Annotated in this window: 15 protein-coding genes; 9 read left to right on the forward strand and 6 right to left on the reverse strand. The window is 50.2% G+C overall.

Annotated elements, in window-relative coordinates; all coding sequences use genetic code 11:
• The first annotated feature begins 42 nt into the window (after nucleotides 1-42).
• Nucleotides 43-2,730, forward strand: a complete 2,688-nt coding sequence (locus NT073_RS24150) for an ABC transporter permease (RefSeq protein WP_297378803.1) — start codon at nucleotides 43-45, stop codon at nucleotides 2,728-2,730.
• An 81-nt stretch (nucleotides 2,731-2,811) separates the two neighbouring features.
• Complete coding sequence (locus NT073_RS24155; protein ID WP_297378805.1) at nucleotides 2,812-5,169, forward strand: ABC transporter permease; 2,358 nt, start codon at nucleotides 2,812-2,814, stop codon at nucleotides 5,167-5,169.
• 128 nt (nucleotides 5,170-5,297) lie between these two features.
• On the opposite strand, the gene NT073_RS24160 is transcribed toward NT073_RS24155, so the two are convergent.
• The 5 genes from NT073_RS24160 to NT073_RS24180 all read right to left on the reverse strand — a co-directional run bounded on the left by NT073_RS24160 (nucleotide 5,298) and on the right by NT073_RS24180 (nucleotide 10,151).
• Nucleotides 5,298-6,293: a sialidase family protein gene (locus NT073_RS24160; protein ID WP_297378807.1), complete on the reverse strand. Its 996-nt coding sequence runs from the start codon at nucleotides 6,291-6,293 to the stop codon at nucleotides 5,298-5,300.
• Nucleotides 6,294-6,426: 133 nt separating this feature from the next.
• Nucleotides 6,427-6,558: a hypothetical protein gene (locus NT073_RS24165; RefSeq protein ID WP_297378809.1), complete on the reverse strand. Its 132-nt coding sequence runs from the start codon at nucleotides 6,556-6,558 to the stop codon at nucleotides 6,427-6,429.
• A gap of 32 nt (nucleotides 6,559-6,590) precedes the next feature.
• Nucleotides 6,591-6,986: a VOC family protein gene (locus tag NT073_RS24170; protein WP_297378811.1), complete on the reverse strand. Its 396-nt coding sequence runs from the start codon at nucleotides 6,984-6,986 to the stop codon at nucleotides 6,591-6,593.
• A gap of 166 nt (nucleotides 6,987-7,152) precedes the next feature.
• The gene (locus tag NT073_RS24175; RefSeq protein ID WP_297378813.1) at nucleotides 7,153-9,816 is read right to left on the reverse strand and encodes an ABC transporter permease; all 2,664 of its coding nucleotides are present in this window, start codon (nucleotides 9,814-9,816) and stop codon (nucleotides 7,153-7,155) included.
• Entirely contained in the window at nucleotides 9,813-10,151 is a 339-nt protein-coding gene (locus NT073_RS24180) for a PadR family transcriptional regulator (protein ID WP_297378815.1), read from the reverse strand. Before NT073_RS24180 ends, NT073_RS24175 begins: the two co-directional genes overlap by 4 nt.
• Before the next feature lie 315 nt (nucleotides 10,152-10,466).
• On the opposite strand from NT073_RS24180, the gene NT073_RS24185 reads away from it, so the two are divergent.
• Complete coding sequence (locus NT073_RS24185) at nucleotides 10,467-11,723, forward strand: DUF1343 domain-containing protein (RefSeq protein ID WP_297378817.1); 1,257 nt, start codon at nucleotides 10,467-10,469, stop codon at nucleotides 11,721-11,723.
• Nucleotides 11,724-11,852: 129 nt separating this feature from the next.
• Nucleotides 11,853-13,034: an ATP-binding protein gene (locus tag NT073_RS24190; RefSeq protein ID WP_297378819.1), complete on the forward strand. Its 1,182-nt coding sequence runs from the start codon at nucleotides 11,853-11,855 to the stop codon at nucleotides 13,032-13,034.
• A gap of 15 nt (nucleotides 13,035-13,049) precedes the next feature.
• Here the strand turns inward: NT073_RS24190 and NT073_RS24195 are convergent, their stop codons facing one another.
• Entirely contained in the window at nucleotides 13,050-14,234 is a 1,185-nt protein-coding gene (locus NT073_RS24195) for an MFS transporter (protein WP_297378822.1), read from the reverse strand.
• Nucleotides 14,235-14,556: 322 nt separating this feature from the next.
• On the opposite strand from NT073_RS24195, the gene mnmA reads away from it, so the two are divergent.
• The 5 genes from mnmA to NT073_RS24220 all read left to right on the forward strand — a co-directional run bounded on the left by mnmA (nucleotide 14,557) and on the right by NT073_RS24220 (nucleotide 18,988).
• Entirely contained in the window at nucleotides 14,557-15,747 is a 1,191-nt protein-coding gene (gene mnmA, locus NT073_RS24200; protein ID WP_297378824.1) for a tRNA 2-thiouridine(34) synthase MnmA, read from the forward strand.
• A gap of 143 nt (nucleotides 15,748-15,890) precedes the next feature.
• Nucleotides 15,891-16,625, forward strand: coding sequence for a DUF1080 domain-containing protein (locus tag NT073_RS24205; protein ID WP_297378827.1), 735 nt, complete (start codon nucleotides 15,891-15,893; stop codon nucleotides 16,623-16,625).
• 149 nt (nucleotides 16,626-16,774) lie between these two features.
• Entirely contained in the window at nucleotides 16,775-17,038 is a 264-nt protein-coding gene (locus NT073_RS24210) for a hypothetical protein (RefSeq protein ID WP_297378829.1), read from the forward strand.
• 91 nt (nucleotides 17,039-17,129) lie between these two features.
• The gene (locus NT073_RS24215) at nucleotides 17,130-17,807 is read left to right on the forward strand and encodes an HAD family phosphatase (protein ID WP_297378831.1); all 678 of its coding nucleotides are present in this window, start codon (nucleotides 17,130-17,132) and stop codon (nucleotides 17,805-17,807) included.
• A gap of 119 nt (nucleotides 17,808-17,926) precedes the next feature.
• Entirely contained in the window at nucleotides 17,927-18,988 is a 1,062-nt protein-coding gene (locus NT073_RS24220) for an agmatine deiminase family protein (protein ID WP_297378832.1), read from the forward strand.
• Nucleotides 18,989-18,998: the final 10 nt, after the last annotated feature.

Genomic DNA, 18,998 nt, shown 5'->3' on the forward strand with positions numbered 1-18,998 from the left:
CTGCTCTACCCTTCATTACTCATTATCCATTTTACATTACTTATGATGTTCCCACCGCGCTGGCTCGACAAACTGCTGCTTTGGCTGATCGCTCCTCACCTGCGGGAAGAGGTGCTGGGTGATCTGCACGAACGCTACGCCTTGCGGGTGGAGCGGCTGGGCGAACGCAAAGCCCGCCGACGCTACTGGCGCGATGCGATGGCCTACATGCGTCCTCGATTTATCAAACGACAGCCATCCCTATATACCTCTCCATCAATTACTGATATGCTACGAAATTACCTCAAAATCGCATTTCGGACCTTGAGCCGTAACAGGCTGTACACAGCCCTCAACGTGGCGGGTCTGACCTTCGGCATTACTTGTTTTCTGCTGATCGGGCTCTATTTGTTCGATGAACTGACTTTCGACCAGCAACACAGTAAAGCAACTCGTATTTATCGGGCGATTCAGCATAAAAAAACGCCTGTCGAGGACTTGACCATTGCAGCATCGAGCTATAAGGTATCCGAAGAATCGAAGCAGCGTATCGGTGAAATTGAAAACTCCGCCCGAATCAACCGAACGGGGAGGGCCAACCTGACAAACCCTGAAAACAAAAACTCCTTTCAGGAAACAATTGCCTTTGGCTCGCCGGGTTTGCTGGAGATGTTCGATTTTGAGGCCATCGACGGCGACAGCAAATCGGCCCTGAATGAGCCAAACTCAATTATCATCGTTGAGGACTTAGCACAACGGCTTTTCAGCACCACTCAGGTTGTCGGCAAAACCGTTGATTTTGAATTTGGGTTGGGGAGAGCGCTGAAGATAACGGCTGTTCTGAAAAACCATCCCCGCAATTCAAGTTTCGACTTCAACGCCATCGTTTCGGAAGCAACCATCAGCCACGACGAAGAATTTACCGCCTGGACATCGGACTGGGACTCCCAGAATTTCTTAACTTTCTTTCTGCTGAAAGACAAAGCCAATCCCGATGTGGCGGCTCGAAAAATCACCAATCTGCTCCATGCCAATAGTAAACGGGAGCCGGGCACGTCGATCAGCTATTCATTACAGCCCCTGGCCGACATCCATTTACACTCCGAAACCATCGTAGACGGTGCCCGAAACGGCAACGTAGAAGCCATGAGCCAGGGCGTACTGCTGTACATTAAGATCTTTGCCCTTATCGCTCTGTTTGTTCTGCTCACTGCCTGCATCAATTACATGAATCTGGCCACGGCAAGAGCGGCCAATCGGTCGAAAGAAATTGGCGTGCGTAAGGCGAGTGGCGCGTTTCAAAGCCATCTGATTTATCAGTTTCTGACCGAGTCGATGGTGGTTACTACCCTCTCGTTTCTGCTGGCGGTGTTACTGGTCAATGTGCTGCTGCCCGCTTTCAATACATTTACGAACAAAGAACTTTCGCTGGATTTTCACACCGATTACCGAATCTGGGCACTTAGCGGGCTGGCGCTGGTGACCACGGGCTTACTGTCAGGAAGTTACCCCGCTTTTTTACTGTCCAGATTCAGCCCGCTTTTGCTTCTAAAAAACTTCAAACTTCAAAACAAAGGTGACTGGTCATTTCGTAAAGGGTTAGTCGTTTTTCAGTTTACTATTTCGGTGGTGATGATGGTCGCTACGATTGTGCTGTTCCAACAGGTGCGCTACGTCAACAATAAAAACTTGGGTTTTAACAAAGACCTGCTGGTTGTGGTCGACATTAACAGTGGCAAAGTGCGCTCTAGTGCCGAAACGATCAAAGCAGAGTTCAGCAACATCCCGACGGTCAAAAGCGTAGCCGTAACGTCGAGGGTGCCGGGCGAATGGAAGATCATTCCAACCGTCAAAATCAGGCCCGAAGGCAATACCAGCGACCACCAGACGGCATACTTGATCGGAGCCGACGAAAACTTTGCCAAAACCTTTGAAGTACAATTGGTGAACGGACGGAATTTTGCGGGAATGAGCGATTCTACGTCCGTTCTCCTCAACGAAACAGCCGCCAAGATGCTCGGCATTACCGAAGCTTCGTCCCAAGTTGTCGATATACCCTCCCGGTCAATGGGCGGCAGCTATAGACCGCTCAACGAAGCGAACAAGCCATTTAAAACCAGAGTCGTTGGCATTGTGAAGGATTTTCATTTTCAATCGCTGCGCGAGAAAATTGCCCCGATGGTCTTAGCCTATCAGCGAAACCCGGTGCATAACATCGACTACTTTACCGCCCGAATCGAAGGCAGGGATATTCCGGCAACCTTAGCCAGAATGGGCGATGTGTTGACCCAGATCGACCAGACGCATTTGCTGGAATATCACTTTCTGGATGAGCAGCTGGCCCGTTTCTATGCCGAAGACCGACGGCGGGAAACGCTGCTGATCTGGGTAGCACTGGCCACAATATTCATTGCCTGTCTGGGGCTCTTTGGTCTGGCCACGTATGCCGCCGAACAACGCATCAAGGAAATTGGCGTCCGTAAAGTACTGGGCGCAAGCGTTCTGAACCTTACAGCCCTGCTCTCCAAAGATTTCCTGAAACTGGTTTTGATTGCCAATGGCTTAGCCTTTCCGTTGGCCTGGTGGGCCACCAGCCGATGGCTTCAGGAGTTTGCTTACCACATCGAGGTCGAGTGGTGGGTATTTGTGGTCGCCGGTATCTTAGCCCTCACCATTGCCCTGGCAACCGTTTGCTACCAGGCCATCAAAGCCGCTCTGACAAATCCGGTGAAGAGCTTACGAAGCGAGTAATAAATAAGGCTTAACAAACTTTAACAGCCTGTCTAATAACGATATCCGTACCTTAACCACTTAATCAGGTACGGATATTTTATGCTTCAGAACTACTTCAACGTCGCCTGGCGGACGTTGACCAAGAATCGGCTTTATACCGGAATTAACATGGCGGGTTTGTCCGTCAGTATGGCCGCTTGCTGGCTGATTACGCTGTACGTCTGGAACGAGCTGACCTTCGACCGGTTCCACGAACGCGCCGATTCGATCTATCGCGTGATTACCCGGTTTAAAATGACAGGCTCAGACGATGGTCTGGCCGTTTCGAGTACGGATCTTGGCCCCCGACTCCGGCAAACGTATCCTGAGGTGCTAAAAACCGTCCGGTTCAAGGCCGTTTCGGTAGCAACTATACGAAACAATAATACCCTGACTAACGAAGGGGATGTCTATCAGGTCGATAAAAGCGTTTTTGATGTTTTCTCCTACCGCCTGCTTTCCGGCAGCAAAACCGCGTTGGATAAGCCGAATAGCGCGGTGCTAACCCGGCAGGTGGCGGAGAAATACTTTGGAGCAATCGACCCAACCGGAAAAATCCTGCACCTGAATAAGCAACCGTACACAATAACCGGCGTAGTGCAAAACCTGCCGGCCAACACCGACTTACGCTTTACTATCCTGCTTTCCTGGCAGGATGTACCAGCCACCGCCGAAGACGTATTTGACACTTCCTGCTTTACGTATGTGCTGTTGAACGATAAAACACGGGCCGATAGCTTTCGCCGGAAACTGGCCCAATTTGACCAGGCACAGGTAGGGCCCCGCATTAAGGCGCTGGGATACGACATTAAGCTTGAGCATCAGCTACAGCCACTAACCGAACTACACTTCGTTGACGGCCTGTTTGACGATACGCCCAAAGGTAACCGGATGTATCTGGCCATTTTTTCCATCGTAGCCGCGTTTATTCTGCTTGTAGCCTGCATCAACTACATGAATCTGTACGTAGTTCAGGCCATCAAACGCCAAAAAGAAGTCGGCATCCGAAAAGTAATGGGCGCTGGTAAGCGGCAGTTACTCGGACAGTTTTTGGGCGAAGCGTTGCTGGTGATGCTCATGAGCACTGTTTTGTCATTGGGAATAATCATGGCTATTCGGCCCCTGTTTGAACAGCTTACCGCTATTCCGCTCACCATGCCTGACTGGTCATTGGTGGCCGGTGGCCTGAGTGTATTGGGTGTAGTGGGTCTACTGACGGGCCTGTATCCGGCCGTCTTTCTCTCGTCGGCGCAGCCGGTGGTTGTGCTGAAGGGTCAATCGGCCGGGGTCGGTCGCCAGTGGACCCGCAAATCGCTGATCGTACTACAATTTACCATTTCGGTCATCTTGATCGTCAGTACCCTGGTCGTACGGCAGCAGACGGACTATTTACGGAGCAAAGATCCGGGCTTCACGAAAGAACAGGTGCTGGTGGTGAACGTACCGCCTGAGGAAGCGATTCGCAAAAAAATGCAGGTGCTAAAAACAACGTTGGCGCAAAACAGCCAGATCGATGCCGTATCGCTGGGACTAAATCCGATCACGAACGAAATGAAGGCCAGCGTTGTCCGCGAAGCTGGGGGTCAAAAAACAGAGCAGATGGTCTTCTCAGCCCACGTCGACGAGGCTTACCTGAACCTACTGAAAATCAAGCTAAAGGCTGGCCGAAATTTCAATCCTGCCATCACCACCGACCAGAAACGGGCAGTCCTGGTCAATGAACGTTTCGTCAAATGGATGGGTTGGCGGATGAATCAGGCCGTTGGTCAGAACATCAGGTCATCATCGAAGGACTCGCTTACTATCCAGGTAATCGGCGTGGTGCAGGATTACCATTTTGCCTCGCTCCACAACCGAATTGAACCAATGATGCTGTCTTACGGCACGAATAATACGCTTAATATGCTGGTTCGCCTCAAGCCCTCCAACGTGGAACTTGTTCGGTCGGTCTGGGCATCGCTCATTCCGGAATATCCCTTCGAATCCGCTTTTCTGGATACGAGTTTCGACAAGCAGTATCAACAGGAAGCAAAAGCAGAGACCCTGCTCAGTTGGTTTTCCGGGTTAATCATTCTTATTTCCTGCCTGGGTCTGTTCGGACTGATCGCGTTCACGGCCGAGCAGCGCATTAAAGAAATTGGCATCCGAAAAGTGCTGGGGGCCACGGTCGGGCAACTCGTAACCCTGCTTGCCCGAGACTTCATGAAGCTGGTAATTATCGGGATTGTCATTGCCAGCCCAATCGCCTGGTACGCCATGCATCAATGGCTCCAACGTTTTGCCTACCGGACAGACATTGGCTGGTGGACGTTCCTTTGGGCTGGCCTATTGGCCGTCGGAATTGCGTTACTAACCATTAGTTTCCAGGTGATCAAAGCGGCTTTAATGAACCCCGTAAAATCATTACGGAGCGAGTAAGACAGCCTGCAACCCAACGATTAAACTACCCGCTTTCCTATCAGCAAGGAGTACACAGCCGCTTGGGCATTCGCCATACCCCGGTCAGTTACTCACCCTAGCCGTGAGGGTAAGGTAGAATGGCTTTTTTAGCATCCACCACTTCTGAGAATGGCATACATCACGTTGCCTGAAACGGATAAATTGAAGACCTTACCGTTTATAGAGGGGACTACCAGCTTCCAGTTTTTACCTTTGTCTAATGATCTGAAAATACCGGCAGGATGCCCACAAAAGAACGAATCACCTACCTGGACAATGGAGGAAGTGAGGAAACTTGCGGGCAAGTTCGCATCAATAGGCTGCCAGGTTTTACCACCATCGTAGGAGGTTCGTACTCGTCTGGTCTCCGACTGTGTATTGTAACTGATCGCAGCGAATCCACCGTTGATGCGCTCTATAGCGATACCCACACCACCTTCACTAATGACAACATCCCAGTTTTCGCCATCATCGGTCGATCTAATAATCCCTCCCTGACTCGTCGCCAGCAGTACACCGTTTGACTCGACCATTTTTATTACCCACCCTCCGGTATGAACGTGTTGCCAGGTTTTTCCGCTGTCAGTGGATTTAAAAAGGCCCCTGTCGGAGCCGATGAAAACGGCCCCTCCACTTGTTTCAAACACGGTGCGTACCTGTTTCTCCTGCGAATTCGTGTACGTTGGCAACCATAGATTCGTTCCGTTTATTTTTTTCAAAAATTGACCATCTTGGTAATTGTAGGCAAATACCCCATTCTTACCGGGAGCAATGCTGCCACGTTCGGCAGGGAAATTTTCTTTTTGCCAATAGGGAGCCGGTGAACTTGGCTTACTGTGATAGATTCCATTTCCCGTGCGTAAATAAAGCTCATTATTTTTTTCAATGAACTCGTCGGCCTGTGCATTTTCGGGCAGTCCATGGCTAATGTCCTGCCACGTTTGTCCGCCATCTGTAGATTGAAAAATGATGTTTGCCGCTCCTGTCTTACCGCTTTTTTGTGTTGGCCGACTAGCCAGACGAGGGGATTCCTGTGGCGATTCTAAGGCCTGCCAAAAAGCAGAGGAGAAAAGGAGCAAAAAAGCAACATAATAGCTATTCATGACGAAACCTGATTTGGTGAGACACAGAAGCAAAGGTATTGGCCGTCAACAAGATGGTCGCTTCTTGATTGTAAAAAGTTGTAAACGATATGTAAAACCTTTATTAAGCCACGGTGGGGTATTCAATGGGGTATTACTCCGGCAGTGCACTCTCGACATAGGCAAGCGCCAATGAAGCTGCGGAATGCCCGGTTGATGTACAATAGACGGGGTCGCCCGCACGGAGGTTATCCGTTGTACAGTAACCACTAATAAGCTGGATCATGAATGCATCTCGCAACTTGGGTCAACCCTAACTCAATTCTGGCGTTCACCGAAGCTATAGCATAGCCCGTCGGGAGCGACGATGAACAGGACCTTCCAGCGAACATCGCCATAGTAGTGCTGTTTAAAGTCGGGGCTTATATTGTCAAAGCCCGTTGCCTTCAGTTCGGCACATAACTTTTCTACATCATCAACCTCAAAGAAGCAGCCATCCTGCTGCGGGTCGCCCCCGTTTTCTGCCAGGCCAATATGAATACCATCCCGATCAAGTATTGCCGAAGGCTGGGGCGTATCGCTTCGGGAAACCACCTGAAAACCCAAAATGGTTTCGTAAAACGGTAATGCCGTCTCCAGATTGGCAAGGGGCAAATTCATTCGATCCTGCTGGTAGGGCCAGGCGTTTTTCAGGGTGGCTTTGGGCGGTTGCATGGGGCTGATTGATTTGGCACAAGGATACAACTGTCAGAACGTAATCTTCTTACGTCCTGACGGGTCTTCGTTAAAAGTAAAAGGATTTTACGGGTTAATTAAAGGGACTGAATAAACGCCATATCTTGAATATATGGCGTTTATTCAGTCCCTTTAATTAACCCGCTCATTCGCTCCGTAAACTCTTCACTGGGTTCATCAAAGCCGCTTTAATACTCTGAAAACTGACCGTTAGTAGTGTAACGACAAGAGCGCCACCCCCCGATACGGCGAAAATCCACCACGACAGATCGGTTCGGTATTGGTATTGCTGAAGCCAGTTCGTCAGGAAATACCAGGCGATGGGTGTTGCAATGGCAAACGAAATAATAACCAGTACCATAAAGTCTTTGGAAAGCAATCCCCAAAGATTAAATACCGACGCGCCCAACACTTTGCGGACGCCAATTTCTTTGGTCCGCTGCTCCGCTACGAAAGATGCCAGGCCAAACAGTCCCAGACAGGAAATGAAGATAGCCAGCACCGCAAAAAACGAAGCCAACGTGCCGATACGAGCCTCGGCAGCAAATTTCCTGGTGTATTCGGCATCGGCAAACTTGTAGTCGAATGGGGCGGTGGGGCTGTATTTTTGATAAATAACGCCAACCTTAGCCACAGCTTCGCTGGCGCTCATGGCCGGATTCAGGCGAATATTGATAAAGTTGCTGGGAAAATTGCTGATGTAGAAGAGCGTTTGTCGGGCGGGTTCGTAAGGTGACTCCATCACCATATCCTTGATGACGCCGATAATTTTGTAGCGCAGGTCGCCATCCCGAATAGTTTTGCCAATGGGTGATCCGCCATTGCGGTTTTTGAGACCCATAAATTTCACGGCGGCTTCGTTAATGACCATACCCGACGAGTCGGTGCCGAACGATCTGGAAAAATCCCGCCCGGCCTTAAATTGCCAGCCTACAGTTTTGCCAAATTCGTAGTTAACACCCACAACGGCAAAATCCGGTTGCTGATTGGGATCTTTACCATCCCAGTCGAACCCGCCGTTTACGTTCCAGACGCTGGTTAATGGGCTTTCTGACTCGGCTATTTCGGTAACGGCTCCCGACTGGAGTAGATCAGCCCGAAACGCATCGTAATGCGTGTGTATGTCGGGCGTAGTTGTCTGCACATATAGCAACCCGTTTCGACTATACCCGATGGGCCGGTTCTGCGCAAACTGAATCTGCCGAAATACGATGATGGTACCGATGATGAGCGTGACCGACACGGTAAACTGCACGACCACCAGCACTTTTCGGGGTAAAGACGCGAACCGCCCAACCCTAAAAGTTCCCTTCAACGTACTGATTGGTTGAAAGCCCGACAAGTACAAGGCCGGATAGCTACCTGAAATCAGCCCGGTGAGCAGGGTAAACCCAAGCCCCAAAAGCCAGAAGACAGGAGTCGACCACAACATGGTCATTTTCTTGGCGGCAATGTCATTGAAGTAAGGCAAGCTCAACTGTACTAACAGTAACGAGATGATAAAAGCAATGACGACGACTAGCAATGATTCGCTTAGAAACTGACCAATTAGCTGCGCCCGAACAGAGCCAACCGCTTTGCGGATACCCACTTCTTTGGCCCGTTTTTCGCTTCGGGCGGTGCTCAGATTCATGAAGTTGATACAGGCCAGCAGCAGCACAAACACGCCGATAATACCGAAAAGCCACACAAACTGAATTTGACCACCCGTGTTAATACCATTTTCAAACTCCGAATACAAATGCCAGCGGCTCATAGGCTGTAGAAAAACTTCGGGCTTGAACCGAGCGAGCTGCTCCGATACGTTGACGAGTTTGGCGTCTCTAATTCTTGCCGACACTTGCCGCATATTGGCATGGTCGGCGAGTTGGATATAAATCTGAAAGGAGTTATTATCCCACTTTTGCGCCGAGTTTTTCACCCAGTCCCGAACGGCGACGTTCACCTGCCAGGGGACCATGTAATCCAGGTTACTGAATTGGGAGTTATAAGGCAAATCTTCATAAACGCCCGTCACTTTAACCGCAATCTGGGCATCAATTTTCATCAGTTTACCGATGGGTTCAGTTGTGCCGAACAGGGCGCTGGCAACCGATTCTGAAATCATGATCGAATACGGTTCTTTCAGCCCTGCCCTGGTCCCTTTTATCATCGTCAGCGATAGCATATCCGGGGCTTGTGGCTCAATATAATTGCCCGTTTTCCAGTATTTCTTATCGCTAAAGGATAGAATATGTTCCTCCGTCCAGGAAGACAACACAACCTGTTTGAAGTCAGACCCGTATGTGCTTCGCAACACATTGGCCAGCGGAATAGGAATAGCTGGGGCCGTACTGACCGATCCATTGATGGTCTGGTTTTGCATGACCTGAGCAATACGGTCGTAGTTCTTATGATACCGATTGAATGACAGTTCATCGTACATCCATAGCCCAATCAGCAACGCTACGGCCATGCCTACAGCCAGACCGCCAATGTTAATGAAGGAATACACTTTTTGGCTTCTCAGGTTGCGAAAAGCGATTTTGAGGTAGTTTCGTAACATATCGGGGTGTAAGAAAAAAGGTTGCTGGGTGCGCTGCTCAATGCGTTTTCGTCGTCGTACAAAGGGCGGTAGTACCGATACCACATTGAGTACGTAGCGGAGTGTGGCCTGTGTTTGCCCTCCGCGCTTGGACCAGTAGGCGTACAGTTCGTCGAGGTCGCCTTCGACCTCTTCAAGGGTATTTTCAGGGTGTAGTTTTGTTAAAAGCCAGTGCGCCCAGCGGGGTGCGGTCCGACGGTTCGGTCTCGTAGGGGGAGCGTTCATATACCACCAAGTTGAAGGGTGTTGGGCGGCACCATTTGCCATAATTGCTGCCGCAGTTGCTGTATTTCCTGCATGGCCCGACTCCCCAGCGCCGTCACCCGAAACAACCGCTTGCGTCGGCCACCCCGCTCGGCTGTGGCTCCGCCCAGTTCGGAGCGAACGAAGCCTTTCTCTTCCAGCCGAATCAGGGTGTTGTGAACCGTGCCAAACGTCACAATTCGCCCGGTATGCTCCTCCAGTGCCTGACTAACGGTGACGCCATAGCCCTCGCCATCCAGAATAGCCACCATCAGTAATACTACTTCTTCAAATTCGCCTAAATACGTTCGACGCATGACTTCGCCTGATTAGTCTCTATTTTATCGTACAAATATGAGACCAAGGTCAGACATAAGCTTAAATCGACTGATTTGGGTGTTTTACCCAAATCAGGTTAGCTGAATCTGTCCGTAAATGGACAAGCATTGTCCTGCATTGGACACTCAAACGCAACATTTACTCACCGATCAGGCGAATCTGGTTTTAACTGAATTTTCTGTTTTGTGCCACGGTCTATATGCTGGTAGCAGACTTTTAACGTATCTATTGTTAAGTTTACCGCTGACGAACACCCCAAACAGTTATTGTTTTGTTCTCACTACTCTGAATTCATGAAAATTAGCTCATTCATCGTATTGCCGTTTGTTATTGGCCTGTCGTGCGCCGTTAATCCAGCGGTTCGTTCCCTGCCATCTTCGGTTTCTGAAACGCCCACTGTCACATCAGTACAAGCTAAAAAATTGATGACCGGTGCTGACCAGGTTTCGGCTTATCTGCCCTACCTGAAAGGCAAACGAATCGGGATGGTCGTTAACCAGACATCTATTATTGGTAATAAACCCAGCGTCGACAGTCTGGTAAGTCTGGGGGTGAACATCGTATCGATTTTTGGTCCAGAGCACGGTTTTCGGGGCAACGCCAGCAACGGGGCCAAGGTAGACGATGCAGTCGATGCTAAAACCGGGATTCCGGTGGTTTCGCTATACGGTAAGAATAAGAAGCCATCCAAAGAGCAGCTGGCGAACATCGACCTAATGATCTTCGACATTCAGGATGTGGGTTGCCGATTTTACACCTACATCAACACGCTCAACCACGTGATGGAGGCCTGTGCCGAAAATAACAAGGAACTGATGATTCTGGACCGCCCCAACCCGAACGGCTTTATCGTCGATGGCCCCATTTTGGAGGCCCATCTGTACTCGGGGATAGGTATGCACCCAATTCCCATTACGCATGGCTGCACCATCGCCGAATTTGCCCAGATGATCAATGGCGAAGGCTGGGGGGGCGTTGCCAAAACGAATCCGTGCAAACTGAAGGTTATTAAGATGGCGAACTACACACACGATACACCCTACACATTGCCCGTACTCCCCTCCCCTAATCTGAATACACAGCAGTCAATTTTACTGTACCCCAGCCTTTGCTGGTTCGAAGGCACGATCATCAGCCAGGGCCGGGGAACCTACATGCCGTTTACCGTTTTGGGCGCCCCTGCGCTGAAAGGCAAGTATCCGTTCTCCTTCAAACCCGTGAGTCTGAAAGGCATGAGCGAAACCCCGCTACACCAGGATGAGGATTGCTATGGGCTTGATCTTCGAAACTATGATACCAACCAGTTGCGTAAGACAAAACAGCTTAATCTGAAATGGCTGATGGAGTTATACAAGGCGTATCCCGACAAAGCCCGTTTCTTCGATACGAGCTATAGTAAACAAATGGGCAATTTCAACTACCGGAGCGGTAACGAAGCACTTAAAAAACAAATCATTGCGGGCATTTCCGAAAAAGAAATTCGGCAGAGCTGGGAGCCCGGCCTGTCGGCCTACAAACAAATGCGGAAGAAGTATTTGATGTATCCGTAAGTCGTGTAGTACCGAGCGTCGGCCCAGTGACTATGCTCAAGCAAATATAAATAACTACATTACATCATATAATATCCTTAAGGCTAGTTTTACCTTGCAAATCTAACGCACTGTGTTAGATTTGCAAGGATGATTCATAGAGCGGCACAAACGGAGATAGCACAGCTACTGGAAGAATTTCCGGCAGTTGGCGTTTTGGGACCCCGGCAGGTTGGTAAAACAACACTGGCAGAAACAATTGCAGCCTCCTTCAGTCCGGACCCTATCTATCTGGACCTCGAAAGCCCCACCTACCGGGCAAAATTAAGAGACCCCGAAGCGTATTTCGAACTTAATAACGGGCGGCTTATCATTCTGGACGAAATACAGCGTGTACCCGAACTGTTTTCAATTCTGCGAGGAGTGATCGACCAGCGACGCCGAAAAGGCTTCCGAACGGGTCAGTTTCTGATTTTAGGCTCCGCATCACTGGATTTACTGAAGCAGTCGTCCGAATCGCTGGCTGGTCGCATAGCCTACAAAGAACTGTCGGGCCTGACAGTCCCTGAACTGCCGATTCAAACGTCAGCAGAACAAGACAAGCTCTGGCTCAGAGGTGGATTCCCGGATAGCTTTCTGGCTCAACAGGATACTTCCAGTCTGCGTTGGCGATTGAATTTCATCAGCACTTATCTGGAACGGGACGTTCCCCAATTAGGTCCCCGTATTCCGGCCGTAACCCTGCGCCGACTCTGGACTATGCTAGCCCACAATCAGGGAGGGCAGCTAAATATAACCAAGTTAGGCGGTAACCTCGACATTTCGGGCCCGACGGCGAAGCGATATATCGAACTGCTGGACGATTTGTTACTCATCCGCACGCTGCGGCCGTGGTCAGGCAATGTGGGTAAACGATTGGTTAAATCACCCAAAGTCTATATTCGGGATAGTGGGCTGACTCACGCCTTGCTGAATATACCTTCGCTGGACGACCTGCTGGGGCATCCGGTTGTTGGAGCCAGTTGGGAAGGGTTCGTTATCGAAAACCTATTGTCCTGCTTACCAATCGGGGTAACGCCCTGCTTTTACCGAACGGCTGCAGGTGCCGAGATTGATTTGGTCCTTGAGCAGGGAACAACACAACGTTACGCCATAGAGATCAAACGCTCGCTGGCGCCATCGTTGTCAAAAGGTTTTTACCTGGGTTGCGAAGACATCGGTGCCACCAAACGGTTTCTGATTTACCCCGGCAACGAACGTTATCCAATCGCTAACGATGTAACGGCTATCCCACTGGCTGACATGATGAAAGAATTGACAAACGGAAACTAAGACCCTTTCCATCGGTTATTTACCTTTTAGTGCATAACTCAGCGCGACCAGTACCAACAGCAAGGCTACTGAAATGAAGGCGGTAGACAGCGAAAAATGTTGAGCAATAAAACCCAGAGAAGCGGGGCCAGCAAGCATACCCGTATACCCAATGGTCGTAATAGCTGGTAAGCTAACACTGGGTGCAATACCTGGTAACCTCCCGGCTTCGCTGAAAAATATAGGAACAATATTAGCCGCCCCCAATCCCAGTAAAATAAAACCAGCTAATACGCCGACTACCCAAGGGCTTAAAACAGCAATGGTTAATCCGACGGCACCGAGCAAACTGCCAGTTACCACAACCGTTTTACCATTCAGGCGGGCCACAAGTTTATCTCCTACCAAACGCATGATCGCCATAGCGATGGAAAAGGCCGCGTAGCCTGCTCCCGCCAACTCGGAGTCGACTCCTTTGATATCGCGCAAAAAGATAGCACTCCAGTCGAGAATAGCCCCTTCGGCCAGAAACACGACAAAGCACATAAAGCCCAGAAATAAGACCGTTCCGTTTAACCAGCCAAACTGCCGGTTACCCTCAACAGCCTTTTCAGGAGCAGAGAAGGTAGCAATGGCCTGTTTTTCTGTATCTAAAGAAAATAAATGGTTGTATTGAGTAAGCGCAATACCAATAATGAGGATAGCAATACTGACAATGGCATAAACCGGGTTCAACCCCAGCTTAATCAGAAAGCCCAATCCAAGCGAACCAAACAGACCGCCCACACTGAACAGTCCATGTAAGGATGACATGATGGGCTTACCGTACAAATTTTGCACTTGTACGCCATGCGCATTCATGGCTACGTCAATCGCGCCAATGCTTGAACCAAAAACAAACAATGTCACTGACATGGCTGCAACAGAAGGCAGAATAAGCAGTAGCGGCAGCGAAAGAGCCATGACCAATGCCGCCCCAGTCATAACTACCCGGCTACCAAATCGGCTCACCAGCCAACCCGAGGTAGGCATCATGAGCATGGCCCCACCCCCCAACAAAAGCAGCAACAAGCCCAGATTGGCATCATTCAACGCTAAGCGGTCTTTGGCAAAGGGAACCATCGGTGCCCAACTGGCCATACCCAGACCGCAGACCAGAAAAATCAATTGGGTGGCCACGCGTGCCTTTAACACCTGCCCCGAAGGTACTGCAACATCCATAACGTAACCAGACTAAACGATTTAATAGTGCCTATCAGTTTTAACTCTAGTTACCAAATCTAGTAGACTTTGGGCAAACGTACTCGATTTTCGATTCAGTCACCACAAATAAGCCCTTTATCCAACGAAGTAGCATGAGCTATCGCGGCCATTTTACGGATGTGTTGGTAAGAGGTTGTTTACACAGCAACCATCCCCAACACAATTCCCTTTTCAGAAACTAAGACCCCGTCAATTTGCGTTCGTATCTTTGTGTGTCGTTTCAAAAAGAAGTTGACAGCATCAAAACACTAAAATCGCGGGGCTTTGAACCCCGGCAGATATGAGCAAACACGGACGAATTCTGGTCGCCATGAGTGGCGGCATCGACTCTTCGCTGGCAGCGGTCATGCTCCACGAAGAAGGCTACGAGGTCATTGGGATGACCATGAAAACCTGGGATTATGCCTCTTCGGGTGGTACAAAAAAAGAAACGGGCTGCTGTAGTTTAGACAGTATCAACGACGCCCGCAACATCGCCGTTAGCCTCGGCTTTCCCCATTACATTCTGGATATTCGGGAAGAATTTGGCGATGCGGTGATCGACCATTTTACCGGCGAATACCTCGAAGGTCGAACCCCCAACCCCTGCGTGATGTGCAACACCCACATTAAATGGGACGCCCTTCTGCGCCGGGCCGATCGGCTCGACTGCGAGTCCATTGCCACCGGGCACTACGCCCACATACGGGAAGAGGGTAATCGGTTTGTACTATCCAAAGGCGTGGATACCCTGAAAGACCAGTCATACGTACTGTGGGGTGTATCGCAGGAGAGTTTGAGCCGGACGAAATTACCGCTGGGCCATCTGCGTAAATCAGAGATTCGTGACATGGCGACAGAGCGTGGCTTTATGGAACTGGTCACTAAATCGGAATCGTACGAAATCTGTTTCGTACCCGACAACGACTACCGGGGGTTCCTGAAACGGCGCATGCCGGGTTTGGAAGCCGAAGTAGCCGGGGGCAACTTTGTGATGGAAGGTACCGGCAAAGTGCTGGGTAAACACCAGGGTTATCCGTTCTATACCATCGGTCAGCGCAAAGGACTGGGCATGGCGTTCGGCCAGCCAATGTTCGTGACGGAAATACGGAAAGAAACTAATGAAGTGGTACTGGGCGTCGACAGAGACCTGTACCGCGATGGAATGATCGTGAGCAAACTGAACCTTCAAAAGTACCCCACTCTCAACGGCCCGATGGAAACGGTTACGAAAGTACGGTACAAAGACCCCGGCACGGCGGCTACCATTTCGCAGACCGGCGATAAAATTGAGGTACTCTTTGAAGAAGGTGTTTCGGCCATTGCGCCCGGTCAGGCGGCCGTTTTCTACGAAGGCGACGACGTGATCGGTGGCGGCTGGATTATGAAAAGCTTTCGACGGTCCGACGGTCGGCAGGGCGATGAGTTCACCCGTTCGGATAGCTATAAAGAGACAGCGGCTCATCCACAACTTACCGCAAATAGCTTATAATACTCTTTCGTTGAACGCGTTAGTAGGGCGTGTACAGAATAACTTCCGGGAAGTTCTGTACACGCTCTACGGCTTTAAACAGAATTCTCCATTAAAAATAAAAGCGTTTCTTTGTGAATAGTCTCTATCAACAAAGCCCCTCCATGAAAAAAATCGCTCTACTTACCGGCTTATTGCTGACCTGTACCTTTCATCTATTTGCCCAAACGTCAGTGTCCACTGGGGTAGTATCCACAACAACGCCCGTTGCTCCGCCCAAAGGACACCCGAACTCAAGCGGTGCGGGTTGGAAACCGCTCTTCGCCAGTGACCTGTCTGATGCGGGCTTCCCCAAGGGCGTCTGGAGTTTTGATGACGGGGGCGTTCTGACCGCTACGGCCGATGTAGCTATCTGGACAGCCGTTCCCTACGATGATTTTGTGCTGGACTTACTCTTCAAAACCGCCGACGGCACCAACAGTGGCGTGGTCGTTCATGCCAGCGACACCACCAACTGGATTCCCAACTCAGTAGAGATTCAGATTGCCGACGATTACGCCAAAAAATGGGCCGATTCGCCAACAAACTGGCAGTGTGGTGCGTTTTTCGGCCATCAGGCGGCTATCAAGCAACAGGTAGTCAAAAAACCCGACGAGTGGAACCGATACACTATTACCTGTCAGGGCAAGATGATTTATGTAGTACTGAACAACCAGTTAGTAAACACTATCGACCTGTCGAAATTCACTTCGGCAAAGACCAATCCCGATGGTTCAGAAGTACCTTCCTGGCTTAACAAAGCTCCCTCCGAACTACCGCTTCGCGGCTACATCGGTCTCCAGGGCAAACATGCCGGTGCGCCCATCTATTTTAGAAATCTGAAGATAAAGGCGTTGTAACGTAGCACGGACTTTAGCCCGTATAGCCGTCAGGCTGCCCAGTAACCTTTTTTAGCCTGACGGCTATACGGGCTAAAGTCCGTGCTACGTTACAAAGTCTGTACTATGCTTTGTAGAACCTAACGGCCCCTACCGGTTGTTCTAACTTCATGCAGACAGACCACGTAACCCGTCATAGCCCGGCCATTCCTGAATTACGTTTTTCTCTTAGTCTACTTTATGTCGGGCGGTTGTTGCTGGGCATGAAATCCCCTTCCATAGCTGTTGACGAAAGTCTCGACGCGTTCGACGAGCGAATTGAAGACGTAACGGACGAGTTGGTAGCGACTGAATTACTGCACGAAGCCACTATTCTGGCAGGTGATGTTTTAGAGGAAAACGAGTCAATTCCATCTACCGACGATACTGTTTAGGCTGCAATCTGCTTTCTTTGTAGGGCTGTTGCAGCTTTTTTAATAAACCAGACGCAAAGGCCGGGCCGCCGGTGCGGATGCGTCTCTACACATGCCCGAAACGACTCCTCCAGTTTTAGCCGCTCTGTTTGATATGGACGGCGTTTTGATCGACAATACGGATTTTCATATTAATGCCTGGTTGCAATTCGCCCAGAAACACGACCGACCACTTACCCGAGAACAGTACGTTGACAACATAAATGGACGGGTGTCGGCCGATGCAATGGCGTATGTTTTTCAACGCCCCATTACGCCCGGCGAACTGATTGTACTTACGGAAGAAAAAGAGTCGATTTACCGCGACTTATACCGTCCGCACCTTCAGCCTGCTCCGGGACTGCTGCCTTTTTTAAGGGATTTACAAAGCGAGGGATTTAAGCTGGCCGTTGGTACGTCGGCCCCACAAAGTAATGTGACTTTCACCCTGGATGGCCTTCCATTACGACCCTATTTCGACGCTGTTGTCGATGCCAGCATGATTCAACACGGCAAGCCCGACCCCGAAATCTACCTCACTGCTGCCGATCGCGTTGGTGCCATACCTTCGCATAGTGTTGTCTTTGAAGATGCCTTTGCGGGTATTGAAGCGGGACTTCGGGCGGGTATGAACGTGATCGCTATCGCCACCACCCACACCCGCGACGAACTGGCCGATACAGGTGCTTCGCTGGTTGTTGATGACTTTACGGAATTAACCGTCGACGCTGTTCGAGCGTTGATTTCGTAACAGGATTTAGCTACAAGTCGTACTTTTAGACTGGAGAATCAATTATATAAAACCGATTGGTCCGATTTTCTTAATATATCACTGCGCAGGCGGCCCCGTCTGCATTCATCTTTTTGTACATGTCGCGCATTCCTGCCCGTGAGGGCTTTTTCTTTCCCGCCGAATGGCATCCTCATGTTGCCACCTGGCTTAGCTGGCCCCATACCGAAGCTTCCTGGACCAAAGAGCGGCAGGAGCTGATGTTCCCCGCCTATATCGATTTTATCAAAGCCATTGCCGAAAGTGAGCAGGTGTGCATCAACGCCCACAATGATATTGTCATACAGGCAGCCAAACTACGCCTGCTGGCGGCCGGTGCCGATATGAGCCGTATCACGCTCCTACCCCACCCCACCAACGATTCCTGGTGTCGCGACCACGGCCCGGCCTTCCTGATCAATCCAGAGAAGAACGAGCGGATGATCGTCAACTGGGGCTATAATGCCTGGGGGGGCAAGTACCCTCCCTACGACCGCGACGATCTGATTCCGGTAGAGATTGCCCACTACCGGGGATTGGAGTATGTTACACCCGGTATTGTTATGGAAGGAGGATCGGTGGAATTTAATGGCGCGGGCACGGTATTGACCAGCCGGGCCTGTTTGTTAAACCAGAACCGTAACGCCCACCTGACACAGCAAAAGATCGAGCAATACCTATGCGATTATTACGGCGTACAGCAGGTACTTTGGGTAGAGGAAGGCATCGTTGGCGACGATACCGATGGGCACATTGATGATACGGTTCGGTTTGTGAACGAAGACACAGTCGTTGCTGCTTATGAGCCAAATAAAAACGATGCGAATTACCCATTCCTGCAGGAAATCCACCATGAGCTGAAGCAGATGCGCTTACTGAACGGCAAGCAGTTGAACATCGTCGAGCTACCCATGCCCGACCCGGTTGAGAGCGATGGGATGCGGCTTCCGGCCTCCTACGCCAATTTCCTGATCACGAACGGAGCCGTCATCGTACCTACGTTCCGGTGCAACAAGGATCAGCAAGCGCTGGACATTATCGGCACATGTTTCCCAGACCGTAAAATTATTGGTATTGACTCAACAGACATCGTTTGGGGCCTCGGGAGTTTCCACTGCCTAAGCCAGCAGGAACCTCTGACCGGGATTTCTACTGGATTTTAAGAATTAAGCA

The organism is Spirosoma sp. (assembly GCF_026391055.1).
Taxonomy (GTDB): Bacteria; Bacteroidota; Bacteroidia; order Cytophagales; family Spirosomataceae; genus Spirosoma.